Genomic DNA, 24,979 nt, shown 5'->3' with positions numbered 1-24,979 from the left:
GTGCCCGGCCCCTCGGGTGGCCGAAAAGCGGCCCACCGGAGTCCGCCCGCAGGGCTCGACAGTGACCTCTGCGCCGGGCCGGCGTTGTGCACGGCGTGCCCTGCCCATCACCCAGCCCGATCTCTGTGACCGCGACCACGGGTGCCCCGTCTCCGGTCCCGTTCCTGCTGACCCCTCAGCAGGGAGAGGCCGCCCGCCGGCTTCTTTCGTACGTCACCTCCCTGCCGCTGCGCGCGGCGGACGCCCAGCTCCTCGCCGTGGTCGTCGCCATCCGTGCCGCCCAGAAGGGCGTCGGCAACCTCACCGGCCAGGACCTGCGGTCACTGCGCCTGGCCGACGCCGAAGGCGCGGTGGCCGCGGTCACCGCCCTGGGGTGGCAGGTGCGGGGCGACCTGATCGGGGGCAACCCGGACATCCCCGTCGGCATCGCCGTGCCCGGCCTCGCCGACGGCCCCGATCGCCTGCTTCCCTTCGGCAAGGTGAAGCGGTCCCGGGTGTCGGGCTGGACGAGCCGTACGCTCAACGCCAAGCCGGTCAAGAAGACACCGCCCGCGATGCGGTTGGCCGCCCTGTACCTGGCCGCTCACGCCAAGCCCGACCTGCCCGGCGCCCTGCCCGCGGATATGCCCGAGCACTGCCGGGCGGTCCTCCCCGACCTGTTGGCCAAGGGTTTCCTCAAGGAGCTGGACGGCACCACCTATCTCTTGGCCGATGCCGTACGGCATCTGTCGGGCATGCGCCCACCGCCCGCGCCCGCGGTCCGCGCCCGGGAAGAGGACGTGGCGGAACCGCTGAGCTGGGACGCGTGGAAGGCGCAGGCGAGCGTGGCACTGCGCCGGCACGTCGAGGCCGTCGAGAACTGCCCCCGGTGCTCGCTCTCGCCGGGCAGGGTGTCCGAGGCCTTCATGCGTAAGCCGGTCCCCGCCCAGCTCGACGACAAGGTGCTCGCCGCCTACGCCGCGTGGAGGCACAGCCACCCCCAACCGGGCCCGCGGGCGGCGCAGTTCGCCGCGGAATTCCGCGCGGCGCACGGTCATGGCCCGTCGGTCAAGCAGCTCTGCCAGGGTCTGGCCGACCGGAAGCAGTCGCGTCGGCTGCGGATCTACATCGTCCGGCAGCTGATCGCCGAAGGGTGGCTGACGAACACCGAACCCGTGCCCTGGACCCTGCGGCCCGGCAAGGCGGCCCAGCCCGGCGCACCGGTGAGCTCTGTGAGCACCCGTGCGCGGACGAGCTGACTCCGGTCGGCGCCGCCCGCTTCGGCCGGAGCCGGCCGGCCGCGCCGGGGGCGGGTGCGCGGAGGCTGTGCACCGCCCTGGTCGTATGCCGGCCGGTGCTGTGATTCCCGCCTGCCGTGCTGCGCGGCGTCCGCGGCGGCGACCTTCCGGAGCGGGGCGTCGTCCTCGTGACACCAGGCCCGTTCCCCGTCGGCTCGACCGGGGAGTTGACGGCGGGTCAACCGGTTGCGGCCGTTGGTCCGAGGCCCTGACGGACTCGGGCGGGTAGGGCGGGCATCGGTCGGCGCACATCGGTCTGACCGCGCTGTGCAGGGGTACACGTGCTGCACCACCACAGCGGAAGGAGCTCCATCGTGCTCGGTATCGTTGCCGCAGTGCTGTTTTTCATCGCTTTCTTGATCAATGCCGCCGACATCGGGACGAACGAGGTGTTCTCGTCGGTCAACGTCATGCTTCTCGGGCTCACCGTCCTGGCCCTTCACGTGGCGGGCGTAGGGGCCGGCTGGGGAGGACGTGGCCGTCGGCGGTGACGATGTGGGGCCCGCTCGTGCGGGAAGGGGGCGCGGCCGTCACGGCCGCGCCCCCTTCCCGTCCCCGCCTGCGCCCGGCCGATGGGGTGAGGGCCGAGCCGGGTGGCGTATCGGCCGGTGACGGCCGGTTTGGGGATGGGCGCGCGGGAAACCTGATCACCCATGGGTATCCGCCTGGGCAGCACAGTCGTCAACTGCGCCGACATCGACGCCATGACCCGCTTCTGGTGTGAGGCGCTCGGTCTCCGGCCGTCCTCGACGGCTCCGGGGGACACCTTCCGGCTTCTGCGAGGTGACCGCGGCACCATCTCACTGCAACGTGCGCTCACGCCCGTGACCGCCCGCGACCAGATGCACCTGGATCTCTACAGCGACGACATGGAAGCGCAGGTCGAACGGCTCGTCCGACTCGGCGCGCGGACGGTCCGGCACGTCACGGACGATCCCGAGGACGACTACGTCGTTCTCGCCGACCCCGAGGACAATCTCTTCTGCGTCTGCGCCAAGCCCGCCGCGCAGGTGGGCGGGCGCTGACGACCGTCCACCCGCTACCGCGTGGTGGTGCCGCACATCCGGGCCCCGGCGGCGGCGTCAGGGGCGCAGTACCAAGCGGATGGGGCTGGTCGTCCTGTCGTTCAGGATGTCGACCGCCTCGGCGGCCCGGGCGAGCGGCAGGACATCGCTGACCGATCCCGCGAAGTCGAGCCGTCCCGACTGGACGAGCCGCAGCAGCTGGGGCAGGGCGACCGGCATGTCGGAGCCGTAATGGCCCAGGATCTGCTGCTGGAGGTAGCTGAACCTGGTGCCGTCCGTGACCGTCAGGGGCCGGTCGGTCAGCCCGACCAGGACAAGCCTGCCCTTGGGGGCCAGGACGGTGAGCGCCTGTTCACGTACGGCCGGCACCCCCGCGAAGTCGAAGGCGGCGGCGAGACCTGTGCCGCCCGTCGCCGCGGCGACGGTCTCCCGCAGAGCGGAATCGGCCGGGTCCAGGGCGAGGTCGGCTCCGGCGGCCAGGGCCCGCTCGCGGGCGGTTCCGCTGGGGTCGACCGCGATGATCGGGCAGGCACCGATGGCGCGCAGCAGCTGGACGGCGTGTACGCCGAGCCCCCCGGCGCCCCACACGCCCACCGCCTCGGCAGGCCTGACGGCCCCGGTCGCGGTGATCGCGCCCCACGGAGTCGACACCGCGTCAGGAATGATCGCGCCCTGTTCGAAGGGGATGGAGTCCGGCAGTTCCGTCAACGCGGTCGCCGACGACAAGGCGTACTCGGCCCAGCCGCCGTCGTAGTCCACGCCGCGTGTGTAGGTGGCACCGTCGCGCACCTCGCCCGCGTACAGCACCACGCGCTGACCGACCGACCAGGCGGTGACGCCCGCGCCGGTTTCGGCGATCGTTCCGGAGACCTCGTGCCCGAGCGTGACGGTGTCGCCGTCCAGCAGCAGGGGGGTGAGCGTTCCGTCGATGAGATGCGCGTCCGACAGGCAGACCCCTGCCGCCTCCACCTTGACCAGCACCTGGCCGGGCCCCGGCTGAGGCCGGCGTATCTCCTCGATCCGCAGGGTGCGGCTCGGTATGTGCAGGCGGGCGGCGAGCATCTGGTCCATGGGGGCCTCCTTGGTGCGCGGCGGGTCCTGCGTTCACTGATTACGCAAGTCGCCTTGCGTTAAGGGTACGGCTCTCGAATCTCGTAAAGCAAGGAGCCTTGCTTTACGCTGGCCGGATGACGCCTTCGCAGCCCGCCGCGCAGCCGCTCCGCCGACGAGGGGAGCGCATGCGGCAAGCGGTGCTCGCCGCCGCGGTCGACATCCTCGCGACCGAAGGACTGGCCGGAGCGACCGTGGCCGCCGTCGCCCGCTCGGCCGGAGTCCACGAGACATCGGTGTACCGGCGGTGGAAGACGCGCGAGAACCTGATCCTCGACGCACTCACCACGGAACTCGACGCGGCCCTGCCGATCCCCGACACCGGTGACGTGCGCGAGGACCTGGAGCGTTTCTTCGGCGCACTGGCCTCCCTGCTGGCCGGCGCGCAGGGACAGGCGCTGCTCCGCCTGAGCGTCGAACGCGACGACACCCTGGACGACCGCCGCCGCGCCTACTGGACGGACCGGCTGGAGCGGGCCGCCGCCATGGTCGAACGAGGCGTCGACAGGGGCGAGCTGGCCCCGGACACGGACCCCGGCCTGCTGATCGAGTCGGTCAGCGGCCCCCTCTTCGCCCGTGTCCTGCTGAGCGGCACGTCCTGGGACGACACGCTCGTACCGAGGCTGATCACGTTGGCCCTGGACGGTTCACGGCCCCGGACGGGCGCCTGACGCGTCCCGGGGGGACGGTCGCGGCTTCGCGGCTCCGGGGCCGGTCGCGCGTCCTCAGCGAGCGAACTTCTCGATCGCGGCCGGAGTGACCGGGGTGAAGAAGTTGACGAGGTTGCCGTCGGGGTCGCGGAACAGGAGCGCGCGGTTTCCCCAGGGCATGGTGGTGGGTTCGTTGACGAAGTCCTCCACGAACCCGGACAGGTTCCTGTGGACGCCGTCCACGTCGTCGACGAGGAATTCGAGGATGACGCTGCGGTTGTCGGCCGGAGCGGCCGAGCCGGGGGCGAACAGGGGCACGGTACGGGTGCCGGCGATCGCGAGTGTGGCCGAGGCGGTCCGAAGCTCGGCGAAGTCCTCGGTGAACCAGTCCGCCCGTACGCCTGTGGCGCGCTCGTAGAAGGCGACGAGGCGGGCGACGTCGCCCGTGATGATGCGGATCGACACGAAGTCCATGGTTCTCTCCTGGTGGTGCGGGTTCTTCCTGTGCTCGCACGCTACGACGGATACCGGACAGAACCCGCCCGGTATGTGCGGCAGACTTTCGGACATGTCCCGTCCCGTGTCCCGCGTCCTCACCTTGCTGGAACTGCTGCAGTCGGGCGGTGTCCGGACCGTGTCCGAGCTCGCCGAGCGGCTCGACGTCGACGAGCGCACGGTGCGCAGGTACGTCGGCCACCTCCTCGACCTCGACGTGCCCGTCGAATCGGTGCGCGGCCGCTACGGCGGCTACCGGCTCACCTCCGGCTACCGCATGCCGCCGCTCATGCTCAGCGACGACGAGGCGCTGGCCGTGCTGCTCGGCCTGGTCGCGGGGCAGCGCGCCGGTTTGACGACGGCCGCGGGCACCGCGAGCGAGACGGCGGCGGCGAAGGTCCGGCGGGTGCTGCCCGAGCGGCTCGCCCGCAGACTCGACTCGGTGCTCGGCACTCTTGCCTTCACGGCCCCGTCCGGTGCGTCGGCCACCCCGGACGTCGGCGTCCTGCTCTCGACGGCCGATGCCGTACGCCATCACCGGCCCCTCACGATCCGGTACACCGCCGCCGACGGCCGGCGCAGCGAGCGCACACTGCACCCGTACGGGCTCGTCGCCCACTCGGGCAGGTGGTACGTGACGGGCTTGGACCCCGCGATCGACGAGAACCGCACCTTCCGGCTGGACCGCATCACCGGGGTGGCGACCCTGCCCGGCTCGTTCGCACCGCCTGCCGGACTCGATCCCGCGGAGCGCGTCCTGTCCGGGTTCGCGACGGCCGCCTACCGGCACGAGGTGGTCCTGCGGATCCAGGGGACGCCCGAGCAGATCCGTACCAGGCTTCCCGCGGGCGTCGCGACCGTGCGGGAGTCCCCGGCTCCGGGCCTGTCCCCGGCTCCGGGCACGGAGGCTCCGGGGGACGAACGCTGGTGCCGGGTGGAGCTGCGGGTGGAGCGGCTCGACTGGTTGCCGGGGGTGCTCGCCTCGCTGGACCGGCCGTTCGTCATCGAGCGACCGGACGAGCTTCGCGGCCTCGTCGAGGAACTCGCCGACCGGCTGGCCCGGTCCGCCCGGCGACGACCGTCTCCGTGAACGACGGGCAGGCCGCCGGGGACCGCCGTCGCGCAGGACGCTCCCGGCGGGGAGCCTCCCGCGGTCCCGGGCTCCGGCAGGGGAGGGCCCCGCCCGGGACGGCGCGGCCCTCCCCTACCGGCCGTCCGCTACAGCTCGTCGCCGAACGCCTCGGCCAGTTCACGCCACTCGGCCCGCGGCAGGCCGGAACCGCCCTCGTCGGCGGTGAGGACCTGGAGCGCGACATGGTCGGCACCGGCGTCCAGGTACTCCCGCGTCCGTGCCTTCACCCGCTCGGCGTCGCCCAGGGCGAAGAGGGCGTCGAGGAGGCGGACGCTTCCGCCGTCCTCGAAGTCGCTCTCCGCGAACCCCAGGCGCAGCAGGTTGTCGGTGTAGTTGGGGAGCCGGAGGTACATCGCCAGCATGGTCCGCGCGGTGGTACGGGCCCGGTCGAGGTCGGTGTCGAGCACCACCGACAGCTCGGGGGCCAGCAACGCGTCGGGGCCGAGCGCCTCGCGTGCCTCCGCCGTGTGCTCGGCGGTGACGAGATAGGGGTGCGCGCCCAGTGCCCGGCCGGCCGCGAGCTTCAGCATCTTCGGGCCGAGCGCCGCCAGGACCCGTGCTCCGGCACCCACGGGCGGGGTGGCGGCGTCCAGAGCGTCGAGGTACGCCACCATCGAGCTGTACGGCTTGGTGTACTGCGGCACCATCGGGCCATGGCTGACCCCCAGGCCGAGGACGAACCGCCCGCGCGCGTGCGCGTCGATCGCCGCGATCCGTGCCGCCACGTCCTGCGCGGTGTGGTCCCAGATGCTCAGGATGCCGGTGGCCACGGTGATCGTGCGGGTGGCGGCGACGACAGCCGCGGCGTCGTCCGGCGACGGGCTGCCCCCGATCCAGACGGTGCCGTACCCCAGCTCCTCGAGCTCTGACAGCGCCCGGGCGATCGCCTTCCTGCCCGCGTCGTCCACCCTCGACTCGTGCAGCGCACCGCTCCAGATGCCGACCCGTCCGAATGCCTCGCGTGTCTCAGAAGTCATGGTGTGATCAACACCGCCTCGTGGCCGCTATTCCCGGCAGGGCCCGATCGCTGCCTGGGGTACGTCGAACGGGTGGCCTCCCTCGTGGCCCCGCCCGGCACGGGGCCGGGGCCACGGGGGAGGACACCTCAGACGACGATGACCCGGCGTCCGCGTGTGTGTCCGGCCTGGCTGTCGATGTGTGCCGCCGCCGCCTCGTCGAGCGTGTACGACTTCTCGACCGGTATGTGGAGCCTCCCCCGCGCGATGAGGGCCGCTGCCTCGGCGAGCGCGTCCGGCACGCTCCCCGCCACACCGGAGAAGCGGACACCGAGCTTCGGTGCGTCGAGATCGGCGATGGACACCACCTTCCCCGGGTCCCCGGTCAGCTCCACGAGCTCGCGGATCACGCCCGAACCGGACAGATCCAGGGCCGCGTCGACGCGGCCGAGCTGCCGCACCCGCTCGGGCCAGCCCTCGCCGTACGTCGTGGCGAGGGCACCCAGACTCCGCAGATACTCCTGATTCGCGGCCCCGGCGGTGCCGATCACCGTGATGCCGCGGTCGCGGGCGATCTGCAGCACCGCCGATCCGACCCCGCCGGAGGCGCCGCTGACCAGCAGTGTCTGCCCGGGCCGTACACCGGCCTCGCGAACGATGCGCAGCGCGGTCTCCACCACCGAGGGGTACCCGGCGGCCTCCTCGTAGGTCAGACCCTCGGGCATCCGGGCCCAGGCGGACAGCACGGCGAACTCGGCGTAGGTGCTGGAGCCTTCGCCGAACACATGGTCGCCGACCTCGATCCCCTCGACGCCTTCGCCCACCTCGTCCACCACCCCGGCGGCGTCCAGCCCGACACCGGCGGGCAACTCGACGGGATGGGCCCCGAGGACCTGCCCTTCACGGATCCTCCAGTCGACGGGGTTCACACCCGCCGCCCGCACGGCGATGCGTATCCGGCCGGGGCCCGCATGGGGCTCCTCGGCATCTGTCAGTCGTAGTACGTCCGGGCCGCCGAACTCGGCGAAGCTCACTTTCTTCATGCGGTGGACCGTAGCACTAACCGTTAGCTTTTCGAAGTCGTTACGGGTTCGTAGCTGATAGCATCACCGCATGACCGAGCCGCCCGGACGCCGTGAACGCAAGAAGGCCGCGACCCGCCAGAAGATCGCCGACACCGCCCTGCGGCTCTTCCTGGAGCGCGGGTACGACGCGGTGGGCATCCGGGAAGTGGCCGCCGAGGCCGACGTCGCCGTCACCACGCTCTTCTCCCACTTCGCCTCCAAAGAGGCCCTGGTGTTCGAGCAGGACGAAGACTTCGAGCAACGCCTCGCGCGGGCGGTCACCGGCCGGGCGCCGCACGAGCCGCTCATCCCCGCGCTGCGCCGCGAGGTCCACGCCTTGGTGCGCCACTGCACGGCGGACGGCGCCGCCCCGATCTGGCGCATGATCGACGAATCGCCGGCCCTGAGGAGGTACGACGAGTCGATGCGGCTGCGCCACGCGGAGACGCTGGCAGCGGCCATCGCCGCCGATCTGGAACTGTCACGGACCGCGACGGTCGGCCGGACGATCGCGAGATTCGTGGTCGACGCCTATGCGCTGGCCCGTGAGGCGGCTGATCCGGAGGCCGCGGTGGACGAGATCTTCCCGATGATCGAGGCGGCCTGGGAGGCCGGGCGTTCTCGTGTACGTGCGTGAGGGTGACGGATCCGGAGAACCGGCGCGAGCGGATCAGCGGCTTCGCCGGCCCCCGAGCAGACGGCTCTGCTCCTGCTTGAGGCTCGCGAAGGAGCGCCGCGCGTACGCGGCCATCTCCTCGCTGGGGAAGGGCACCACGGACAGGTGCTGGTCGTAGTTGCCCTGCTCCCACCGGGCTGACGTGATCTCGTAGCCGGATACGTGAGCGCACAGCTGAAGCAGGATCGGCGGCATCTCCGATTCGCTCAGGAGGTCGGCGTGTCCGATGACCAGGTCGCGCATCGCCTGGATGTTCGGGAGGAAGACGGTGTCGACCCACAACCGCCATTCGGCGAGCTCGTGCTCCGAGGGCGGGATCTCGTGGACGAAGGGTGACCTGCCGTCAGGGCGGGCGTTGCGCTGGGTGAACGCGCCGAAGATGCGGCTGTTCGCCTCCGTGAGAGCGAACAGCGGTCCGTAGAAATCGCTGAGCTGGCGGTTCAGGCGGGCCAGGCGTTCCTGCCTCTGCGCCAGACGCAGCCCGTTGAGGTAGGTGGCTATGTAGCCGACGAACGCCAGCGTGACGGTGACGACAACGGTGCTCATGGGAGGCGATGCTATGGGCCACCCGGGCACACCTGAGTGGGCATCACCTCCGCCGGTCGGCCGGATGGGCCGTCGTGCGTCCGTCGCGGCGGGGAAGCCACACGCCCTCAATACGGGGGAGTGGCGGCGGCTTCGGAGAACATGCGTCCATGACTGTGCGAGGCATCGATCATGTAGGGGTCACGGTTCCGGACCTGGAGACCGCGACGCTGTTTCTCGGGAGGGCGCTGGGCGCCGAAGTGCTCTACGACACGCTGCGGAGGGACGAGGGTCCACGGACCGGTCCTGAGCTGGAACAGCGGCTCGGGGCGCCGGAGGGCACCGAGCAGCGAGCGGTTCGCATGCTGGCCCTGCCGAACGGACCGGGTCTGGAGCTCTTCGAGTTCCGCGCACCGCACCAGGAACCGCCCGCTCTGCCCACCGACTTCGGCTGGCAGCACGTGGCCCTGTACGTCGACGACCTGGACGCCGCCGTGACCCGCGCCGTCGAGGCCGGCGCCACTCCTCTCGCGCCTCCTCAGCCGCTCCCCGGGCCGGAGGAAGGGCCGCGCAACCGATTCGCCTATCTCCGCACGCCCTGGGGGAGCACCCTGGAGTTGCTGACCTACCCCGACCCGCAGCCGTACGAAGAGGGCTCGGCCAGGCGCCGCTGGAGGCCCTGAGGGGAGCGCGCCCCGTGCGGCGGTGCATGCCCGGCCGCCGCACCGGGGCCGCACCGGCGGTGTCAGTGGCCGGTGCGATCATGCCCTGCATGACTGAGCCCATGCGGCGGCGCGTGTACGGCGCCGACCACGACGACCCCGAACGGTACGAGCAGCCGGGCCGCGACTACGCGGAGCTGGTGGGAGGCCCCCTCGACGGATTGCTCCTCGATGTGACGGGACGGCCTCCGGAGTCCTTGACCACGGGGGCGGCGCTGACCACGGAGATCGGCATGCACGGACCGGGCGGCCGGGCGGAGTACCAGCCGCGGCCGGGTGACACGGGCCGCTGGGACTGGGTCGGCGACACCCCTTAGGCGCGGAACGCGCGGGGCCGGGCGACCGGACGCGAGCCGGTCACCGCGCGGAACCGCCGGGCCCGCCCGCGCACCCCGCCGGGTGGAGCGACATCTAGGCTTCCGCCGTGAACGACACCGCACACGACATACGCATCAGACCAGGCGGCCTGACCGACGCGCCCGCGATTCTTGCCATGCTCGACGCCGCCGTGGCCTGGATGAACGGCCGAGGCAACACCGAGCAGTGGGGCACGACGCCGTATTCGCAGAAGCCCGGCGGGGTGGCGCGGGTCGAGCGGTACACGACCGCGAACACCCCGTACATCGCGGAGCTGGCCGGAACCCCGGTCGGAGCCCTGGTGCTGGACTCAGGGCCCAGCCCTCAGGTGCCGATCCCTCCGGCCGAGGAACCCGAGCGGTATGTCCGGTTGTTGGTCTCCGACCGACGGCACGCCGGGAGGGGCATCGGGGCGGCCCTGCTGGACCATGCCGCCGAGGAGACCCGGCGGGCCGGCGTGCGGCTTCTGCGGGTCGACTGCTGGGCGGGGGGAGGGGGTGCACTGGTGGCGTTCTACGAGGGCACCGGTTTCACGCCCACCGACCGCTTCCTGGTCGGCTCATGGCCGGGGCAGGTGCTGGCCCGACGGGTCGGCTGAACCTCAGGCCGGATACCGCGGGGCCGTTCAGCGCTCGTGGGCCGTTGCGGTGCGGAGCTGGTCGATCCCGGTGTCGAGTGCGGCTCTGAGGTGGGCCGAGCTGCCGGTGGACATCATGATCGACACCCCGCCCTGGATACCGGCCAGCAGCGCGGCCGCGCTTCGGTCGACGTCCACGGAAGCAGGGATCAGCTCGCGGCTGCGGAGTGCGCGGATACCGTTGGCGATGCGTTCCTGCCACTGGCGCATCAGCTCGACGACGATCGCCCGCGTGCCCGGCTCCGAACGGCCGATGTGAAGGAACAGATTGCCCAGCGGGCACTGGTCGTTCTGCAGCTCGTAGCGTTCCACGACGGCGTCCCGCCACCGGTACCAGGACTCCCAGGAATCCAGGCGGTCCAGGTGGGGCTGCTGGTCCTCCAGTACGCGGCTCGCTTCGAACTCGGCCACCGCCAGGAGCAGTTCGTCCTTGCCGCCCGGAAAATAGTGGAAGAGCTGACTCTTGCTCGTGCTGGTGCGGGCGCGCACGTCGTCGAGCGTGGTGAAGGCGATGCCTCTTTCGCGCAGCACCTGCGCGGCGCCCTCGACGATACGGGCCTGTGTGGCACGCCCCTTCGCGGTCGACGCGGTCGACGCGTTCGGCATCGGGCACCCTCCTGGACTGGACTGATGAGTCCAGTATGGGGCACAGGCCGCCTGCTCGGGCTGGACTTGCCGGTCCATTTTTGGCGGAGCACAGTCGGTCCCGTGGTCCGGACCGCCGGGCCGCCCCGTGGAGCCGGTCGGCCGACTTCTCCGGCCGCGGGAGTGCGTACGAGAAGAGGAGACACGTCATGGGTGGACGGCTTCAGGGCAAGACCGCGCTCGTCACGGGATCGACGAGCAACATCGGGCGGGCGATCGTCACGGCGTTCGCCGCCGAAGGGGCCCATGTGGTCGTGTCGGGCCGCAGCCAGGAACGGGGGGCACGGATCGTGCAGGAGATCCGCGCCGCCGGGGGCCGTGCCGACTTCGTGGCGGCGGATCTCGACGGTACCGCCGCGGCCTCCGGCCGCCTGGCCGAGCAGGCGGCCGGGGCGCTGGGCGGCCGGATCGACATCCTGGTCAACAACGCCGGCATCTTCCCGGGGTCCACCACCACCGACACCGACGAGGAGACCTTCGACCGCGTCTACGCGGTGAACGTCAAGGCCCCCTTCTTCCTGACCGCCGCGATCGCTCCGGCCATGGTGCGGGCCGGGGGCGGGGCCGTCATCAATCTCGGGTCGTGGGTCGCCCGGCTGGGCATTCCGGTCGGCACCCTCTACAGCTCCACCAAGGGGGCGATGGAGACCCTCACGCGGGCCTGGGCCGCTGAGTTCGGACCTCAGGGCGTACGGGTGAACGCCGTCTCGCCCGGCGTGATCGTCACGCCCGCCGCCGAGCCGCACCCGGGCGAGAGCATGATGAAGGGCACTCCGGCGGGAGGGGTCGGCAGTCCCGAGGCCATCGCCCAGGCGGCGGTCTGGCTGGCGAGCGACGAGGCCGCCTTCGTGCACGGGACGGTGGTGGACGTCGACGGTGGACGCGTCGGTGTCGCGGTCCTGGCCGGCTGAGGCGCGGTTGTCCGGAGCCGACCGCACCGGTTGCAGGAGACCGGACGCGGCCGGACCGTATCCCGGGCGGCCGGGTCTTCCGGGTACGCGGCCGGGTCCGAACCGGCCGCGTGGACCGGCGTGCCCCCGAATCCGGCGGCCGGAGAACTGCCGCACCTTCGCCGCATCGAAGACGTATCCGCCTCCGAGCCGCCGGGTGACCTGTTCGAGTCGGTCCTGTCCATGCTCATCGAGGGTGTGACAGCGACGATGTGACCGCCCGGCAGACGGGGAACCTCGCCCTACTTCCGCCAGAACAGATGATGGGCCACGCCGCTCGGACTGGGCACGACTTCGAGCTCGAAACGGTCGAGCAACTCATCGGGAGACTCCCAGAGCCGTAGCCCGGATCCCAGCTTCACCGGGGCTACGGCCACGTGCAGCGTGTCGACGAGGTCGGCGTCCAGGAACTGCCGCACGGTGGAAACCCCGCCGCCGAGTCGGACGTCCTTGCCCTGCGCCGCCTCCCGCGCCTGATCGAGAACCGTGGCCGGATCACCGTCGACGAAGTGGAACGTGGTGTCGGCGAGCGTGAACGAAGGCCGCTGGTGGTGGGTCAGGACGAATACCGGGGTATGGAAGGGGGGTTCGTCCCCCCACCAGCCCTGCCACTCGAGGTCGTTCCAGGGGCCGCGCACGGGACCGAACTTGTTGCGCCCCATGATCTCGGCGCCGATGTTGTGGGTGAAGTCCCGCGTGAAGTAGTCGTCCAGACCGCGGCTCCCGCCGGGGTCGGTGCGCCCGGGCCAGCTCGCCGTGGCGCCGGCCCACGCGAACAGCCTCTGCGGATCGACGTGGCCGAACGGTCGATCGAGGCTCTGTTCCGCACCGGCACCGACCCCGTCACTCGAGACAGTGAAGTTCTGGACTCTCAGCAGTTGCGCCATGCTTTTTTTCTCCTAGGTCGTCGATGACACCGGTGAGACTCCCCGGGCCGGAAGAACTCATCGCTGGGTGCCCCCGCTGCCCCATGAGCGGCCCGGCAAGCGTATCCGCCGGGACCCGCCTCGTTTGCACCACCGGCACCGGCCGTCGCACGCTGGCAGGAGCGGACCGTGGCCGGCGGCAAGGTCGGCTCGGCCCCGCGCGAGGACAGGAGACGCGCATGAAGATCGGCATCATCGGCGCCGGCAACATCGGCGGCACGCTCACCCGTCGGCTCACCGCTCTCGGGCACGAGGTCGCGGTGGCCAACTCACGCGGACCACAGACCCTCGCCGACCTCGCGTCGGAGACAGGTGCGCGGGCGGTGTCCGTGAGCGAGGTGGCGCCCGGAGCGGATCTCGTCATCGTCACGATCCCGGAGATCCGGGTCCCCGACCTGCCGTCGGGTCTGTTCCAGGGAGTACCGGACAACCTGATCGTCGTGGACACCGGAAACTACTACCCGCGCCAGCGAGACGGCGAGATCGAGGAGATCGAAGCCGGCCTGCCCGAGAGCCGGTGGGTCGAGCGGCAGCTCCACCACCCGGTGATCAAGGCGTTCAACAACATCTACGCCCAGCACCTGGCCGAGAACGGTCGCCCGGCCGGCACCCCCGGACGTATCGCTCTGCCGGTCGCCGGTGACGACCCGAGGGCCAAGGCGGTCGTCATGGACCTCGTGGACGAGCTGGGCTTCGACTCGGTGGACACCGGTGGCCTGGACGAATCCTGGCGCCAGCAGCCCGGATCCCCCGTGTACACCGCCGACAAGGACGCCGAAGGCGTCAAGCGCGCGCTCGCCGACGCCGACCGGCAGAGGACGCCGGACTGGCAGGCGACTCCCGACAGCCCCGGCACCTTCGAGGCCCCCGCCTGACCACCGCTTGCCGGTCCGCACTTCGGATCGCCCCATGTCGGCAACTGCCGGGCCGTGCACGTGTCCCCACGTGCGCGGCCCGGCAAGGATCGCGGCGGTGCGGGCTTACGGGCGTTATCGCTCCAACTCCTCGTCGACCGGGGGCTTCGGCGTGTCCCGCAGATGCTGGGAGAGGCCCGGCTTGCCGCCCTGGCGGGCCTGCTGCCCCTTCTGGCCCGGGGTCCGGTCCATGTCCGAATCAGGGTCGAGGCGCACCGAGTGAGCCACGTCCTCGCGGTTGCCGTACTGCTCCGCCGGAATGCCTTGCAGCGCCTTGATCACCTCGTCTCGCGCGTTGGCGGCTTGCGCGGCCGTCAGCAGATCGTCCTTGCCCGCGGGGAAGTCAACCGCGTCCAATGCCTTCAGAACCTCGTGCACGGTGGTGTGCGCGGTCATGGAACACTCCTTGGTCTCATCGCGCCGAGCCGGGCCCGTCCTGCTCGTGATGCTCGTACCGGGCCTGGGAGGACATCCGTCGTCTGTGTGTCTCCGGTCGATGTTCGTGAGGGCAGGGTTTGCCGCTCTTTCTCATATTTTCCCTGGTTGATGCCGGTACGCGCACCTTGTGATGCCCGAGGTGCGGGCGACAGCGGGCCCGGTGGACCGTCGTCGCCGAGGCCCTCGCAGTCAGCGAACAGGCGGCCCGCTGGGAAAGGCGCTGGGTGGAGCAGGCCGGGTCCGGTGACAAACACCTCGACAGCGGGCGCGGTGATCAGGGACGCTTCGCGCGATGACCGGAATCGATGACACACCGCCCGCGTGGGATGAGCGCACCCAGCTCACCACGTTTCTCGACTACGCACGGGAAACCGCCCGCGCCAAGTGCGTCGGCGTCTCCTCGGAGAACGCACGCAAGGTGCTCCTGCCGGGTTCACCGCTGATGACGATGAGCGGAGTGATCAACCACCTGCGCTGGGTCGAGTACTACTGGTTCCAGGTGATCTTCCTCGGTGAGGAGGACCGGGCCCCCATGACGGAGGAGGACCCCGACCGCGAGATGCGTATCGCCGTCGACTTCCCGCTCACGCAGTTGCTCGACGAGTACGCGGAACAGAGCGCCCGCTACCGCGAACTGGTCGCCGGAAACGACCTGGACGAGCGGGCCGTGGGAACCATCCGCAACGGCCTCCACGTCGACCTGCGCTGGATTCTCCTCCACCTCACGGAGGAGACGGCCCGCCACAACGGCCACCTGGACATCCTGCGCGAGATGCTCGACGGCACGACCGGCTGGTAGATACGACGGAGCTGACGGGCGGAGCCGGAGTCGGATCGAGGCGACCGTGACGGTGCCGTGGAAGACGGAGCGGCGCTCGTCGAACCTTGTGGCCACGGTCCGGGAGTTCTTCGAGGCGTTGTTCGTCCGCTCGACCTCGTTCCTGCGCCTGTAGATCGTCTTGTCGAAGCCTGCGGGCCGGCCGCTGCCCACGTCGGCCTGCCACCCGGCCCGGGCAGCGTCAGCGGTGGGCGGCCTCGGCCAGGACACGGGCGAGTTCGCGGGGGCGGGTGGCCATCGGCCAGTGGCCCGAGTCGAGGTCCACGTACTCGACATGCGCAGCGCGGGCGAGCTCAGGACTCTCACCGGCGGCGATCCACTTCGCGGCCTGGGCGGGGGTGAACTCCGGACAGACAACCACGACGGGGATGCCGAAGCGGCGCTCGTCGGCGAGGCGTACGACGCCCCTGGCGACCGCTTCCGGGACGGGAACGGCGGCGGACGCGAAGCGGTCCCGGGCCCGCTGGTCCAGATCGGCGGCGTCCGGGCCCTCGAAGGGTTCCCAGCCCGGGAAGGGCATGACGTCGCCCTCGATCGCGAAGTAGTCGGCGTAGGCCTTTCCGTCGGCGGTGGGGAAGCCGCCCACCAGGGCGACCTTGGCCACCTTCTCCGGTCGTGCGTCGGCGGCCAGCCAGGCCAGGGTCGATGCTGCGGAATGCCCGACCACCAAGGCGTCTTCGGGCACCGCGTCCACCGCGGCGAGGACTGCTTCCAGCTGGTCGTCGAGCGTCGCGGAGGCAGCGCCGTCGCCCTGGCCGGGGAGGGTGAGCGGCACGGGACGGTGGCCGAGCGCGATGAGTTCGGGCACGACGTCGTCCCAGGCGGATCCGTCGAGCCACAGGCCGGCGATGAGCAGGATGTCCACGGTGGTTCTCCCGAAGAGAGGGCGGTTGGCTGCCGCGACGCTATCGAGGGGCTCTGACAACAGGCTCTGGCCTCGTTCACCTTCAGCGCTTCCGGCTCACTCACCGTGAAGCGTGCACCGTGGGAGACGGTGACCCTGTGGCACTCGACCGGTCCTCAGGAGCCGGGCTCGCCCGTGGGTCGAACGGGCTGCCCGGCCGCCCCGGCTCGTCGAGCAGCCGCTCTTCCACCCGGCCCTCGACGAGGACGACGAGACGAGGATCGCGAGGGACCGGAACATGAAGCACAACGGCGTCGGCTACGTCACCCGATTCGAGGTCGGGTCGGACTTCCTGGTCCGCCACCCCCTCCAGCAGGACGACGGGCGGACCATCCCCGAACTGCGGGTTCCCGCCGAGGAACCGGACGACCTCGACGCGCAGAGTGCCGGCGACATCCGGGTGGTTCACAAGTCCCGCCGAGGCGTGGTGGACGGGTTCGTCAGGCGGAGTCCGGCTCGGCACGCCGGGCGTCGAGGCACCGTACGGTGAGCCTCCTGCCGTTTGGCTGCCGCGGCGTTGGGGCCACGGGCGTCGCCCGGGCCGCACCGCCGGAGCCGTAACGTATGTGGCGTGAAATCCGGAATACCACCACGCGGCGGCTCTCAGGGAAACAGCTCGAGGGCCTTTCTTCGGCCTCCTTCCCAGGGGCGGCCGAGCGGGGGCCGTTCCGTGTCTCGTCGGCCCTGGTGGTGGCGGGGATGGGGAGTCGGCTCCCTGCTCGGGGCCCTCGTGCTGCTGCTCGCTCTGGCCGGTTTCGTAGGTTCGGTGTCCGAGGCTGTGGGCACGGTCCGCGCCTTCCGTTCGGCCGACACGTGCGCGGACGGACAAGCCCGCGCCGACTGCTTCCACTCGACGAGCGCCACCGTCCGGAGCACGGAGCGGACGGGCGGCAGGAACCCGGAGTACAAGGTGCGGCTGGACGGGCCGGAGGCGGTCCCCGGCGAGGTGGACCTGGGGGCGGACGGGCCGCTCTTCGAGCGGCTGAAGCCGGGTGACGAGGTCACCGTCACCCGGTGGCGCGACTACGCCACCGCGCTCGGCCGCGGCGGCGTGACACAGCAGACCAGGGACAGCCCGGAGAGCGAGCCCGAGTGGCAGGCGGGTCTGGGCGCGATCTGCCTGACGCTCGCCTGCTACCTCCTCTACGTGGGGGTCACGCTCCTCGCCCGCGCCCGGAAGGCAGCCGAGGAGGGGCTGCCGTACGGCTTCCGGTTCTTCGGCATGTGCACGGTGTGGTCGGCTGTCGCCGTGGTTCCGGCGGGAATGGCGGGTGCCCTCGCTTCGGGCGGCCACGGGCACGAGAACCGGGGATGGCTCGTCCTGGCGGCGGTCTGGGTGGTGCTGCTGCCCGGCGTCCACTTCGGGGTGCGGTGGCGCGATGCCCGGCGACGGCGCGCGGCCCGTGCGGAGCGTCTGTACGGCCCTCGGCCGGTCTGACCCGGCCTCGGGCTTCCGGCGGCACTCCGCCCCGCTCCGGTAGCCGCGCCCGGTCCGCGCGATCGTGCCCGGGTGCCTGCCGCCCGCCGCACATGAGCCGTGCCTGACGTCAGTCGCCCGAGGCCACCACGGTGAGTTCGCCGAGCGACTCCCGCAGGAAGTCCGCCAAGGGGCGCTTCCCGTCGTCCTCGACCCAGCGTTCGAACCCGACCTTGAAGACCGCGATGCCCACCTCCGCCGTGAGGGCCGCGACGGAGTCCTTGACACCGCGCCGGCGCAGCGTGGCGGCGAGTGCCGAGGACAGCGAGGCGAGTTTGATCAGCTCACGCTCGCGCAGTTCCGCGTTCGCCATGATGACGGCCTGGCGTTGCCGGGCGAACTCGTGACGTTCCCGGAAGAAGGAGGCGACGGCCTCCAGCGTCGACGCCATCGCGTCGATCGGCGCGGCGGTGTCCGGGGCACCGGTGAGAGCGTCGACGAAAGCCTCCTCCAGCGCGTGCGCGCCCCCGAACAGCACCTCACGCTTGTCAGCGTAGTGGCGGAAGAACGTCCGCTCGGTGAGCCCGGCGCGTTCGGCGATCTGCGCGGCGGTGGTCTGCTCGAAGCCGCGCTCGCTGTAGAGGGCCAGCGCCGCCTGCTCAAGCCGACCGCGCGCGTTCGGTTCCCATCGACCCATGCCCCGATCCTACGCGATGACAGTCACTGTCATCGGTGTTACGGTTTGAAGACAGTCACTGACATCGAACCGTCCCTCCTCGTCCAGGGCCTCCGAGGCCCTGCGGCAAGGGCGGTCGGCCTACCTGGAGGTTCTCCTCATGCGTGTCTTCGTCACCGGTGCGTCCGGCTGGATAGGTTCAGCGGTCGTTCCCGAACTCATCGGCGCCGGTCACCAGGTCGTCGGGCTCGCCCGCTCCGAGGCCTCGGCCGCCGCCCTCACGGAGGCCGGCGCCGAGGTGCTCCGCGGCACGCTCGACGATCTCGACATCCTGCGCGGCGCGGCCGCCGAGACCGACGGCGTGATCCACCTCGCCTTCAAGCACGACATCGCCTTCAGCGGTGGTTTCGAGGAGGCCACCGATGCCGACCGGCGCGCCATCGACACGTTCGGTGAGGCGCTCGCGGGCACCGACCGCCCGTTCCTCATCGCGTCCGGAACGGTCGGGCTGGCCCCGGGGCGGGTCGCGACCGAGCGGGACGGCTTGCTGCCCGCCCCGGCCGGCGCCCCAGGGGCCACCGGCCCCGCCGGGAGGTTCGCCAACGCGCAGGCGACGATCGCTCTCGCGGAGCGGGGTGTCCGCTCGTCGGTCGTACGGCTTCCTCCGACCGTGCACGGCGACGGGGACCAGGGGTTCCTTGCCGCCGTGGTCGCCACCGCCCGTGAGAAGGGTGTCTCCGGCTACATCGGCGACGGCGCCAACCGGTGGCCCGCCGTGCACCGGTCCGACGCCGCGCACCTCTTCCGTCTGGCCCTGGAGGGGGCTCCGGCCGGCTCCACGCTGCACGCCGTCGCGGACGAGGGCGTCCCGATCCGTACCCTCGCCGAGGTGATCGGGCGGCACCTCGGTCTGCCCGTGGCCTCGGTCTCGCCTGACGACGCGGCCGGACACTTCGCCTGGCTGGCAGGCTTCCTCGGCATGGACAGCCCCACCTCCAGCGCGTACACCCGCGAACTGCTGGAATGGCAGCCGACCGGGCCCGGGCTCGTCGAGGACCTCGACAAGGGCCACTACTTCGCCGCTCCGTCCGTCTGACCCCCCGCGGCACGTGATTTCGCCGCCGCCCGCCGTTCCCGTGTCGGTGGCGGATGCCGCGCCGTCCGTCTCCGTGCCAGGGTTCGGCGGCCGGTCGCGCGGGGCCGTCGATTCCGGCGTCGAGCGGGGAAGCCGGGGCGGTGCCAGCATGGAAGGCAAGAAGTTCGTACCCCTTCATCCCGTATGCGATGGGAGGTCGGCACCGGGCCGGTCCCGGCGCGCGTGCCGGGCAGCCGGGTCGGCGTCACCCGTCCTACGGGATTTCCGGGAGGAAACATGACCGAGCGAGACCGCGACCCCAAGCCGGACCGCAGCCCGGAGAACCGTACCCCCCGGGAGCCGGGCGAGAGCCGGGGCATGCCGCGGCGTCCCGACGACAGGGCGCTGGAGACGCGCACGGAGCAGGAACGCGTGGATGCGGGCGTCGCCGACTACAACCCGGACAACGTGCCCCCGGCCACCGACACACCGTCCCGCACCCGCGTCGAAGACACGGACGCCTACCGGGCCGAGAAGGCGGAGATCGACCGCGAGGTCAAGCGCGGCGAGATGAAGCCCGACCAGTTGCGGGCCCGTGAGGACCGCGACCCCTATCCGCCCACGCGCTACGACCGTTGACCCGCGGTTGAGAAGCAGGGAGGGGCCGAAGGCGCGACCGGTGCCGGTGGCCACCGGCACCGGTCGCGCCGTATCCGCATGTTGTGTGCCTAGTCCCGGTAAGCGCCTGGCACGGGCGTGGCGATCCCGCAGGCCGCCGCTTCAGCCGCCCGCGGTTCACGGGCGGCTGAGGCACGACGGGTTGGGCCGTGACGTCCGTGTCAGTCCGTGTCGTCGGTGGCACGGGCCGAGGGCAGCAGCTCGCCGATGTCCGCGGGCAGCGCGTCGGTCAAGTTCTCCATCAGTTCCGGAGCGAGCGCGGCGTCCAGTACCTCCAGCACGGCGGCGGCCTCCCGCAGAGCCGCGCTCTCGTCCGTTCCGGCGCGGGCGGCCACGCGCCCGGCGAAGGTGGCGAGGTCGAAGCGCTCGGCCGAGGAGTGTGCGGCCTCGTCGGCCGAGGAGCCCGCCGCGTCCCGAAGCCACACCGCCAGTTCCGGAGGAAGCTGAGCGGCCATGTGATGGGCGAGTCCGGACGGCACCCGCTCGGCCAGCGTGGTCAACACCGCCTGGGTCGCGCGCTCGGCAGGCCCACGACCCGGCAGTTGAGCCAGCGCCTGTACCTTCCCTATCAATTCGTCATGCTGCATGAGGTGATCTCCCTCTCCGTGCGGTGAGGTGCGGTAGCGCATGCGACGTCCGGGTGCCGCTTCGAGGAGCGTTCGATCTCGGAAGCGGGGGGCTGCGGCCGACGGTCCGACGGTGCTGCTCGCACCGTCGGACCGTCGGCAGGACGCCGGCCGATCGGCCGGCACGCCGTCACGGCGGGCAGTGCGTTGACGGTCCCTTCACGAGCCTTCCATCAACCAAACCACACGCCGTCGAGTATCTCCAACGTTGGCCGCCGGGCTCGGAAACCACCGTCAGAGGGCGTCGGCGAGGCGGTCCACCTGGTGCGGGTCGAGGCCGTGGCAGTAGAGCATGACCTCGTCTGCGCCGAGGCCGGCGAAGGCGGCGATCGCGTCGCGGATCCCGGTGGGCGTGGTGAGCAGTCCGGCCACCATCCGGTCGGCCGTGCCGGTGAAGGCGTAGTAGTCGTGCATACGCGAGCGGGCGTCGTCGATCACGTCTTGGGGGCCGAGCGCGACATCGACCTGTGCGACCACGCGCGGCTCGCCGTCGCGACCGTACTCCCGCCAGAACGTGCGGACGATGTCGAACAGGCCGCCCGCCCAGGACGGTGGGGCGGCGGCGAGGAAGCCGTCGCCCCAGCGTGCGACGCGTTCGAGCGCGGCCGGACGGAAGCCGCCGAACAGTACCTCGGGGCCGCCGGGACGGGCGGGCGGGGGACCGATCGGACCGACGCCGTCGCCGTACGGTGTGCCGGACCACAGGCGGCGCATCACCGCCATCTGCTCGTCCAGTCGACGGCCCCGGGTACGCATGTCGATGCCCGTGACCTGGTGGTCGTCGTCCCGGCCACCGATGCCCAGACCGAGCACCAGACGGCCACCGGCCATGCGGGTCCAGTGTGGCGGCCTGCTTGGCCAGGAGGGCGGTGTCGCGCAGCGGAGCGAGCAACACCTCGGTCTGGACGCGGATACGGGAGGTGGCGCCGGCCAGGACGGCGAGGGCGACCAGCGGCTCCGGGTTGTCGTAGACGAGGCGGTCGAGCAGGCCGAGCGTGCTGAAAGGCCCGGCGTCGGCGCTTTCGGCCCAGGTGAGCAGGGCGGCGGGCTCGCCGATGGGCAGGCCGATTCCGATGTTCATGAAGGAGACCTCCGGGGGGAAGGGGCGACAGAGTGCTGCCGCCCCTCCGGCACCTCGGTGAGGTGGGGCGTTCCCGTTCTACGGCGTACTTCTGGGGAACGTCTCGTCGGAGTGGTCTCACGCTAGGGGAGCCGGTCTCGCGGAACAAGGAGATTTCGGCCCGGCGGCCCGGCGGCCCGGCGGCCCGGCGAGGGCAGGGCGATTCCGACCGCTGACCAGCGGTGAACGGGGGAGCGGCCGGGTCAGATCACGCGGAAGAGGTCGGCGGCGGCGTGGACGTCGGTGAAGTCCTCGACGGAACGGAGGTTGTCGCACAGGGCCTCCAGGACCGAACCGGTGCCGGCGGCAAGCGGGGCGCCGACGGCCACGCCGAAGACCCGGAAGTCCAGTCGGCGCTTGGCGCCGATCCAGCCGCGCATCCACTCCTCGGTGACGCCGCACTCGTCGTCGGTGATCATCACGATGTCGCCGCGCGTACGGGCTGTGGCGTCGAACTCCTCCTCCAGCAGGTCCGCGGCCGCTGTCAGAGGCGTCTGATAGCTGGTACCGCCGCCGAGGAAGGTCTCCGCGAAGTCGAGCACCCGGGCGGTGTCGGCGGGCCGGCCGGCCGGGAAGCGGAAGACCTGGAGCTTGTCGGCGGCGGAGAAGAGGATGCCGACGAAGTCACGCCCGCCGTGGCGCGCCTGGTCCAGCAGGGCCAGAGCGCACGCCTTGGCCCATGCCTCCCGGGTGACTCCGCCGGGACCCGCCTCGTACATGGAGTGCGAGGTGTCGACGCACGCGACGACGGCGCCCTTGCCGGTGGTCTGCTCCCCCTGAGTGTCGTAGAGCATCAGCTCCCCGGCGGCGTAGCGCGCGGCGAACACGGCCCGCAGCCCGGGCAGCCCGAGGTTGGCCAGCTCGGAGGGGATGACGCGGGAGAGGTCGTCGCCCAGCGTCACGCCGACCAGTTCCCCGGTGGCGTTCTCCACCCTCCGGGCACGCTCGCCGTCGGCCATCTGCCGGAAGCGGCCGATCAGCTCGGCCCACCGGGCGAGACGACCGGTGCGCAGCCGCTCGGCGAGCCGGGCGCGCTCGTCGAACGGCATCCGCTCCAGCTCGCCGGGAGCGACACCCCACGCCCGCATCAGCATGGCCTCCTCCCGCGCGGCCGCGGCGGCGTTCGCCGCCGCGTTCCGGGCGGCCGCACCGATACCGGGGGCCGCCTCGGCGAGGGCCTGCGCCGCGCCTTCGGCGGCCTGCCGTGCGTCCGCCTCGGAGGTCTCGGCCGCCACGACCGACCGCTGGACGGCATCGGCGGCCGGAGCCGGTACGGTGCCGTCCCCGTCGGCCTCTTCGGCGGCCTGGCGGAGCGCCTCGCCCACGGCGTTCGCCGCCTCTTCGGCGTCCTGCTGTGCCTTCTCCGCCTGCTCGGACCGCTCCAGGGCTTCCCGGGACCGCTCCAGCATCCGGCGCAGCGCGGCGGCCTGGGCGAGTACGGCCATCGCGGCGGCGTAGGGGTCGCCGGCCGTCTCGCGGTGCAGCTCGGCGAAGCCCGGTGACTCCAGCAGTGAGGCGATGATCCGGTGGTTGAGCAGCCGCGACGGGGCCATCTCCTCGCGCTCGCGCAACCGGGGCCCGGCCTTGTAGGCGGCCAGGAACACATCGGTCAGCAGATCGCCGGCGTGGTCGTGGCGCTCGTTCAGCTCCTCGGCCAGCTCGCGCAGTCCCGCCGACTGCTCGTAGGTGTCGCGCCATGTGATCCGGTCGAACCGGTCCGCGACGACGGCCGCGGTGTGCCGCCGGGAGGTGGTGGACAGGCTCAGCCACTTCCCGGACCGGCTCATCAGCTCGTCGAGCGTGCTCGGGGTCGTCCCCACGGTCCTGATCCCCTCGGTGGTCAGAGCTGGGCCTGGACCATGCTCGCGTCCACGCCGAGGGCCTCGGTCAGGACGCGGGCGCGGACGGCGCGCTGGCGACCGGTGACCCGGTCGATGGCGGCGGTGGAGCGGCCGGCGGTCGCCGCCTCCTCGCGCAGCCTCTCCAGCCGCTTCCCCGCCATGGCGAGCTTGTTGTGGGCCTTCTTGATGACCCACTCGCTCAGCGCCTCACGGGACTGACCGGCCATGGCGTCGAGCTGGGTCTCCAACTCCTCGATGGCGTCGCCCAGGTCGAGCGCCTCCTTGGCGTCGGGGTTGACCAGATGCAGCACCTCGCGCTCGACGGCCGGGCGTTCGGCGGGGGAGTCCCACAGGACGTGGGTGAGCATCGACAGGTCGGTCTCGGCGACGGCCGGGCGGCCGTCGAGGTAAGCGGACGCCTGGAGCAGGCTCACCGACTGGCGCCAGCGGCGGTCGGAGGCGACGAGTTCCTTGCGGCGCAGTGCGGCCCGCAGCGTGCACACCGCGTCCACGATCGCATCGGGGACTTCCACGGCCGGGACGGCCTCGGTCACGGCCTGCTGCAACGCGGCCAGCTCCACGGTGGTGCGTGCGGGCGCCGCCGGGCGGCTGACGGCGGAGCGTACGAGCGCGGCGAAGTTCGAGGGGTCCGCCAGGTACCCGACCTCGATCCGCACCAGCAGCCGGTCGTAGATCGCGGCCGTGTCCTCCCCGCCGGGCAGTTCGTTGCTGGCCGTGATGGCCCCGATCAGAGGGCAGTGGATCGGCTCGCCGCCGCTCTCGGGGTGGTAGATCCGCTCGTTGAGGTATCCCAACGTCTCGTTCAGCGCGGCCGTGGAGCACTTGAAGATCTCGTCGATGAACGCGACGTGCGCGGTCGTGGCGCGGCCGTCGTAGACCTGACGGTATTCGCCCCGGGCCAGCGCGGCGACGTCGATGGGGCCGAACATCCTCGTCGGCGCGGTGAACTTGGACAGGAGTATCTCCCAGTAGGACGCCCCCTCCACCCGGCTCGTGAGATCCCGGGCCATCTCGGACTTCGCCGTCCCGGGCGGGCCGAGCACCAGCGAATGCTGCCCGGCCAGCAACGTCACCACCAGCGTCCGCACCACGTCGGCCCGCTCGTAGAAGCGGTCCGACAACTCACCGACGATCGCCCGCAGCCTCTCGGCCGTGTCCTGCGCGCCCGCGCCCTGTGCCCCCATGAGCCAACTCCCTACCTGCGACGCCCTGCCGACCCGGCGACGGGGCGCCCCCCCAACGGCCACGTCGAAGTGACGGGCAGCCAGGGGGCAGCGGTCACGC

Annotated in this window: 29 protein-coding genes and 3 pseudogenes; 17 read left to right on the top strand and 15 right to left on the bottom strand. The window is 71.7% G+C overall.

Annotated features, from left to right (window positions below; translation table 11 throughout):
• Positions 1–125 precede the first annotated feature (125 nt).
• The 3 genes from SACTE_RS01015 to SACTE_RS01010 all read left to right on the top strand — a co-directional run bounded on the left by SACTE_RS01015 (position 126) and on the right by SACTE_RS01010 (position 2,302).
• A complete protein-coding gene (locus SACTE_RS01015) occupies positions 126–1,238 on the top strand; it encodes a hypothetical protein (RefSeq protein WP_014044159.1) in 1,113 nt (370 codons plus the stop codon).
• A 353-nt stretch (positions 1,239–1,591) separates the two neighbouring features.
• Positions 1,592–1,768: a hypothetical protein gene (locus SACTE_RS34485; protein WP_014044158.1), complete on the top strand. Its 177-nt coding sequence runs from the start codon at positions 1,592–1,594 to the stop codon at positions 1,766–1,768.
• Positions 1,769–1,930: 162 nt separating this feature from the next.
• Positions 1,931–2,302 carry a VOC family protein gene (locus SACTE_RS01010; RefSeq protein ID WP_014044157.1) on the top strand — a complete coding sequence of 124 codons (372 nt, stop codon included), beginning with the start codon at positions 1,931–1,933 and terminating at the stop codon, positions 2,300–2,302.
• A 57-nt stretch (positions 2,303–2,359) separates the two neighbouring features.
• On the opposite strand, the gene SACTE_RS01005 is transcribed toward SACTE_RS01010, so the two are convergent.
• Positions 2,360–3,373 carry a zinc-binding dehydrogenase gene (locus tag SACTE_RS01005; protein ID WP_014044156.1) on the bottom strand — a complete coding sequence of 338 codons (1,014 nt, stop codon included), beginning with the start codon at positions 3,371–3,373 and terminating at the stop codon, positions 2,360–2,362.
• 116 nt (positions 3,374–3,489) lie between these two features.
• Between SACTE_RS01005 and SACTE_RS01000 the strand changes: the two genes are divergently transcribed.
• Positions 3,490–4,083: a TetR/AcrR family transcriptional regulator gene (locus SACTE_RS01000; RefSeq protein WP_026359065.1), complete on the top strand. Its 594-nt coding sequence runs from the start codon at positions 3,490–3,492 to the stop codon at positions 4,081–4,083.
• Between the two features lie 54 nt (positions 4,084–4,137).
• Here the strand turns inward: SACTE_RS01000 and SACTE_RS00995 are convergent, their stop codons facing one another.
• On the bottom strand, positions 4,138–4,536 hold the full coding sequence (locus tag SACTE_RS00995) for a VOC family protein (protein WP_014044154.1): 399 nt from the start codon (positions 4,534–4,536) through the stop codon (positions 4,138–4,140).
• 94 nt (positions 4,537–4,630) lie between these two features.
• Between SACTE_RS00995 and SACTE_RS00990 the strand changes: the two genes are divergently transcribed.
• Positions 4,631–5,647, top strand: a complete 1,017-nt coding sequence (locus SACTE_RS00990; protein ID WP_014044153.1) for a YafY family protein — start codon at positions 4,631–4,633, stop codon at positions 5,645–5,647.
• Positions 5,648–5,775: 128 nt separating this feature from the next.
• On the opposite strand, the gene SACTE_RS00985 is transcribed toward SACTE_RS00990, so the two are convergent.
• Both SACTE_RS00985 and SACTE_RS00980 read right to left on the bottom strand, forming a co-directional pair.
• On the bottom strand, positions 5,776–6,666 hold the full coding sequence (locus SACTE_RS00985) for an LLM class F420-dependent oxidoreductase (RefSeq protein WP_014044152.1): 891 nt from the start codon (positions 6,664–6,666) through the stop codon (positions 5,776–5,778).
• 128 nt (positions 6,667–6,794) lie between these two features.
• Positions 6,795–7,688, bottom strand: coding sequence for an NADP-dependent oxidoreductase (locus SACTE_RS00980; protein WP_014044151.1), 894 nt, complete (start codon positions 7,686–7,688; stop codon positions 6,795–6,797).
• 70 nt (positions 7,689–7,758) lie between these two features.
• Here SACTE_RS00980 and SACTE_RS00975 point away from each other — a divergent pair, with 70 nt between their 5' ends.
• Positions 7,759–8,346, top strand: a complete 588-nt coding sequence (locus tag SACTE_RS00975; RefSeq protein ID WP_014044150.1) for a TetR/AcrR family transcriptional regulator — start codon at positions 7,759–7,761, stop codon at positions 8,344–8,346.
• Between the two features lie 33 nt (positions 8,347–8,379).
• On the opposite strand, the gene SACTE_RS00970 is transcribed toward SACTE_RS00975, so the two are convergent.
• On the bottom strand, positions 8,380–8,931 hold the full coding sequence (locus tag SACTE_RS00970) for a hypothetical protein (protein ID WP_014044149.1): 552 nt from the start codon (positions 8,929–8,931) through the stop codon (positions 8,380–8,382).
• A 149-nt stretch (positions 8,932–9,080) separates the two neighbouring features.
• Between SACTE_RS00970 and SACTE_RS00965 the strand changes: the two genes are divergently transcribed.
• The 3 genes from SACTE_RS00965 (at position 9,081) to SACTE_RS00955 (ending at position 10,587) form a co-directional block, all read left to right on the top strand.
• Positions 9,081–9,593 (top strand): VOC family protein, encoded by a 513-nt coding sequence (locus SACTE_RS00965; RefSeq protein WP_014044148.1) that lies wholly within the window; start codon positions 9,081–9,083, stop codon positions 9,591–9,593.
• Between the two features lie 89 nt (positions 9,594–9,682).
• Positions 9,683–9,949 carry a hypothetical protein gene (locus SACTE_RS00960; RefSeq protein WP_026359066.1) on the top strand — a complete coding sequence of 89 codons (267 nt, stop codon included), beginning with the start codon at positions 9,683–9,685 and terminating at the stop codon, positions 9,947–9,949.
• A gap of 107 nt (positions 9,950–10,056) precedes the next feature.
• Positions 10,057–10,587 carry a GNAT family N-acetyltransferase gene (locus SACTE_RS00955; RefSeq protein WP_014044146.1) on the top strand — a complete coding sequence of 177 codons (531 nt, stop codon included), beginning with the start codon at positions 10,057–10,059 and terminating at the stop codon, positions 10,585–10,587.
• 27 nt (positions 10,588–10,614) lie between these two features.
• Here SACTE_RS00955 and SACTE_RS00950 read toward each other — a convergent pair whose 3' ends face one another.
• Entirely contained in the window at positions 10,615–11,232 is a 618-nt protein-coding gene (locus tag SACTE_RS00950) for a TetR/AcrR family transcriptional regulator (protein ID WP_014044145.1), read from the bottom strand.
• 188 nt (positions 11,233–11,420) lie between these two features.
• Between SACTE_RS00950 and SACTE_RS00945 the strand changes: the two genes are divergently transcribed.
• Both SACTE_RS00945 and SACTE_RS35355 read left to right on the top strand, forming a co-directional pair.
• Positions 11,421–12,182, top strand: coding sequence for a glucose 1-dehydrogenase (locus SACTE_RS00945; RefSeq protein ID WP_014044144.1), 762 nt, complete (start codon positions 11,421–11,423; stop codon positions 12,180–12,182).
• Positions 12,183–12,302: 120 nt separating this feature from the next.
• The gene (locus SACTE_RS35355) at positions 12,303–12,437 is read left to right on the top strand and encodes a hypothetical protein (protein ID WP_256059287.1); all 135 of its coding nucleotides are present in this window, start codon (positions 12,303–12,305) and stop codon (positions 12,435–12,437) included.
• 26 nt (positions 12,438–12,463) lie between these two features.
• Here SACTE_RS35355 and SACTE_RS00935 read toward each other — a convergent pair whose 3' ends face one another.
• Complete coding sequence (locus SACTE_RS00935; protein WP_014044143.1) at positions 12,464–13,108, bottom strand: dihydrofolate reductase family protein; 645 nt, start codon at positions 13,106–13,108, stop codon at positions 12,464–12,466.
• A 23-nt stretch (positions 13,109–13,131) separates the two neighbouring features.
• On the opposite strand from SACTE_RS00935, the gene SACTE_RS00930 reads away from it, so the two are divergent.
• Positions 13,132–14,022 carry an NAD(P)-binding domain-containing protein gene (locus SACTE_RS00930; RefSeq protein WP_343236533.1) on the top strand — a complete coding sequence of 297 codons (891 nt, stop codon included), beginning with the start codon at positions 13,132–13,134 and terminating at the stop codon, positions 14,020–14,022.
• A gap of 114 nt (positions 14,023–14,136) precedes the next feature.
• Here the strand turns inward: SACTE_RS00930 and SACTE_RS00925 are convergent, their stop codons facing one another.
• Positions 14,137–14,457 (bottom strand): DUF2795 domain-containing protein, encoded by a 321-nt coding sequence (locus SACTE_RS00925; protein ID WP_014044141.1) that lies wholly within the window; start codon positions 14,455–14,457, stop codon positions 14,137–14,139.
• 334 nt (positions 14,458–14,791) lie between these two features.
• Between SACTE_RS00925 and SACTE_RS00920 the strand changes: the two genes are divergently transcribed.
• A complete protein-coding gene (locus SACTE_RS00920) occupies positions 14,792–15,298 on the top strand; it encodes a DinB family protein (protein ID WP_014044140.1) in 507 nt (168 codons plus the stop codon).
• 18 nt (positions 15,299–15,316) lie between these two features.
• On the opposite strand, the pseudogene SACTE_RS34480 reads toward SACTE_RS00920, so the two are convergent.
• Positions 15,317–15,481, bottom strand: a pseudogene (locus tag SACTE_RS34480) (IS5/IS1182 family transposase); the annotation flags it as partial.
• 37 nt (positions 15,482–15,518) lie between these two features.
• Positions 15,519–16,202, bottom strand: coding sequence for an alpha/beta fold hydrolase (locus SACTE_RS00915; protein WP_014044139.1), 684 nt, complete (start codon positions 16,200–16,202; stop codon positions 15,519–15,521).
• Between the two features lie 135 nt (positions 16,203–16,337).
• Here SACTE_RS00915 and SACTE_RS32775 point away from each other — a divergent pair.
• Both SACTE_RS32775 and SACTE_RS34350 read left to right on the top strand, forming a co-directional pair.
• A pseudogene (locus tag SACTE_RS32775) lies at positions 16,338–16,659 on the top strand (hypothetical protein); the annotation flags it as partial.
• A 252-nt stretch (positions 16,660–16,911) separates the two neighbouring features.
• Complete coding sequence (locus SACTE_RS34350) at positions 16,912–17,679, top strand: hypothetical protein (protein WP_014044138.1); 768 nt, start codon at positions 16,912–16,914, stop codon at positions 17,677–17,679.
• A gap of 109 nt (positions 17,680–17,788) precedes the next feature.
• On the opposite strand, the gene SACTE_RS00900 is transcribed toward SACTE_RS34350, so the two are convergent.
• The gene (locus SACTE_RS00900) at positions 17,789–18,355 is read right to left on the bottom strand and encodes a TetR family transcriptional regulator (RefSeq protein WP_014044137.1); all 567 of its coding nucleotides are present in this window, start codon (positions 18,353–18,355) and stop codon (positions 17,789–17,791) included.
• Positions 18,356–18,494: 139 nt separating this feature from the next.
• Here SACTE_RS00900 and SACTE_RS00895 point away from each other — a divergent pair, with 139 nt between their 5' ends.
• On the top strand, positions 18,495–19,430 hold the full coding sequence (locus tag SACTE_RS00895) for an SDR family oxidoreductase (protein ID WP_014044136.1): 936 nt from the start codon (positions 18,495–18,497) through the stop codon (positions 19,428–19,430).
• Between the two features lie 276 nt (positions 19,431–19,706).
• Positions 19,707–20,048 carry a hypothetical protein gene (locus SACTE_RS00890; RefSeq protein WP_014044135.1) on the top strand — a complete coding sequence of 114 codons (342 nt, stop codon included), beginning with the start codon at positions 19,707–19,709 and terminating at the stop codon, positions 20,046–20,048.
• A gap of 200 nt (positions 20,049–20,248) precedes the next feature.
• Here SACTE_RS00890 and SACTE_RS00885 read toward each other — a convergent pair whose 3' ends face one another.
• From SACTE_RS00885 to SACTE_RS00870, 4 genes and pseudogenes are all read right to left on the bottom strand, one after another.
• Positions 20,249–20,674 (bottom strand): DUF2267 domain-containing protein, encoded by a 426-nt coding sequence (locus SACTE_RS00885; protein WP_014044134.1) that lies wholly within the window; start codon positions 20,672–20,674, stop codon positions 20,249–20,251.
• Positions 20,675–20,947: 273 nt separating this feature from the next.
• A pseudogene (locus SACTE_RS00880) lies at positions 20,948–21,794 on the bottom strand (LLM class flavin-dependent oxidoreductase).
• Positions 21,795–22,036: 242 nt separating this feature from the next.
• Positions 22,037–23,653 (bottom strand): VWA domain-containing protein, encoded by a 1,617-nt coding sequence (locus SACTE_RS00875; protein WP_014044133.1) that lies wholly within the window; start codon positions 23,651–23,653, stop codon positions 22,037–22,039.
• Positions 23,654–23,673: 20 nt separating this feature from the next.
• The gene (locus tag SACTE_RS00870; RefSeq protein ID WP_014044132.1) at positions 23,674–24,879 is read right to left on the bottom strand and encodes an AAA family ATPase; all 1,206 of its coding nucleotides are present in this window, start codon (positions 24,877–24,879) and stop codon (positions 23,674–23,676) included.
• Between the last annotated feature and the right edge of the window lie 100 nt (positions 24,880–24,979).

The organism is Streptomyces sp. SirexAA-E, assembly GCF_000177195.2.
Classification (GTDB): domain Bacteria; phylum Actinomycetota; class Actinomycetes; order Streptomycetales; family Streptomycetaceae; genus Streptomyces; species Streptomyces flavovirens.
This window is presented reverse-complemented; position numbering and strand designations above follow the sequence as displayed.

Coding starts and splice junctions, on each gene's coding strand:
- SACTE_RS01000 (WP_026359065.1), top strand. CDS start 3,490: ATGACGCCTTCGCAGCCCGCCGCGCAGCCGCTCCGCCGACGAGGGGAG.
- SACTE_RS00990 (WP_014044153.1), top strand. CDS start 4,631: ATGTCCCGTCCCGTGTCCCGCGTCCTCACCTTGCTGGAACTGCTGCAG.
- SACTE_RS00885 (WP_014044134.1), bottom strand. CDS start 20,674: ATGCAGCATGACGAATTGATAGGGAAGGTACAGGCGCTGGCTCAACTG.
- SACTE_RS00995 (WP_014044154.1), bottom strand. CDS start 4,536: ATGGACTTCGTGTCGATCCGCATCATCACGGGCGACGTCGCCCGCCTC.
- SACTE_RS00895 (WP_014044136.1), top strand. CDS start 18,495: ATGCGTGTCTTCGTCACCGGTGCGTCCGGCTGGATAGGTTCAGCGGTC.
- SACTE_RS00975 (WP_014044150.1), top strand. CDS start 7,759: ATGACCGAGCCGCCCGGACGCCGTGAACGCAAGAAGGCCGCGACCCGC.
- SACTE_RS00980 (WP_014044151.1), bottom strand. CDS start 7,688: ATGAAGAAAGTGAGCTTCGCCGAGTTCGGCGGCCCGGACGTACTACGA.
- SACTE_RS00960 (WP_026359066.1), top strand. CDS start 9,683: ATGACTGAGCCCATGCGGCGGCGCGTGTACGGCGCCGACCACGACGAC.
- SACTE_RS00945 (WP_014044144.1), top strand. CDS start 11,421: ATGGGTGGACGGCTTCAGGGCAAGACCGCGCTCGTCACGGGATCGACG.
- SACTE_RS00900 (WP_014044137.1), bottom strand. CDS start 18,355: ATGGGTCGATGGGAACCGAACGCGCGCGGTCGGCTTGAGCAGGCGGCG.
- SACTE_RS00870 (WP_014044132.1), bottom strand. CDS start 24,879: ATGGGGGCACAGGGCGCGGGCGCGCAGGACACGGCCGAGAGGCTGCGG.
- SACTE_RS01005 (WP_014044156.1), bottom strand. CDS start 3,373: ATGGACCAGATGCTCGCCGCCCGCCTGCACATACCGAGCCGCACCCTG.
- SACTE_RS01010 (WP_014044157.1), top strand. CDS start 1,931: ATGGGTATCCGCCTGGGCAGCACAGTCGTCAACTGCGCCGACATCGAC.
- SACTE_RS00965 (WP_014044148.1), top strand. CDS start 9,081: ATGACTGTGCGAGGCATCGATCATGTAGGGGTCACGGTTCCGGACCTG.
- SACTE_RS00920 (WP_014044140.1), top strand. CDS start 14,792: ATGACCGGAATCGATGACACACCGCCCGCGTGGGATGAGCGCACCCAG.
- SACTE_RS00950 (WP_014044145.1), bottom strand. CDS start 11,232: ATGCCGAACGCGTCGACCGCGTCGACCGCGAAGGGGCGTGCCACACAG.
- SACTE_RS00935 (WP_014044143.1), bottom strand. CDS start 13,108: ATGGCGCAACTGCTGAGAGTCCAGAACTTCACTGTCTCGAGTGACGGG.
- SACTE_RS00985 (WP_014044152.1), bottom strand. CDS start 6,666: ATGACTTCTGAGACACGCGAGGCATTCGGACGGGTCGGCATCTGGAGC.
- SACTE_RS00890 (WP_014044135.1), top strand. CDS start 19,707: ATGACCGAGCGAGACCGCGACCCCAAGCCGGACCGCAGCCCGGAGAAC.
- SACTE_RS00925 (WP_014044141.1), bottom strand. CDS start 14,457: ATGACCGCGCACACCACCGTGCACGAGGTTCTGAAGGCATTGGACGCG.
- SACTE_RS00930 (WP_343236533.1), top strand. CDS start 13,132: ATGACACCGGTGAGACTCCCCGGGCCGGAAGAACTCATCGCTGGGTGC.
- SACTE_RS00970 (WP_014044149.1), bottom strand. CDS start 8,931: ATGAGCACCGTTGTCGTCACCGTCACGCTGGCGTTCGTCGGCTACATA.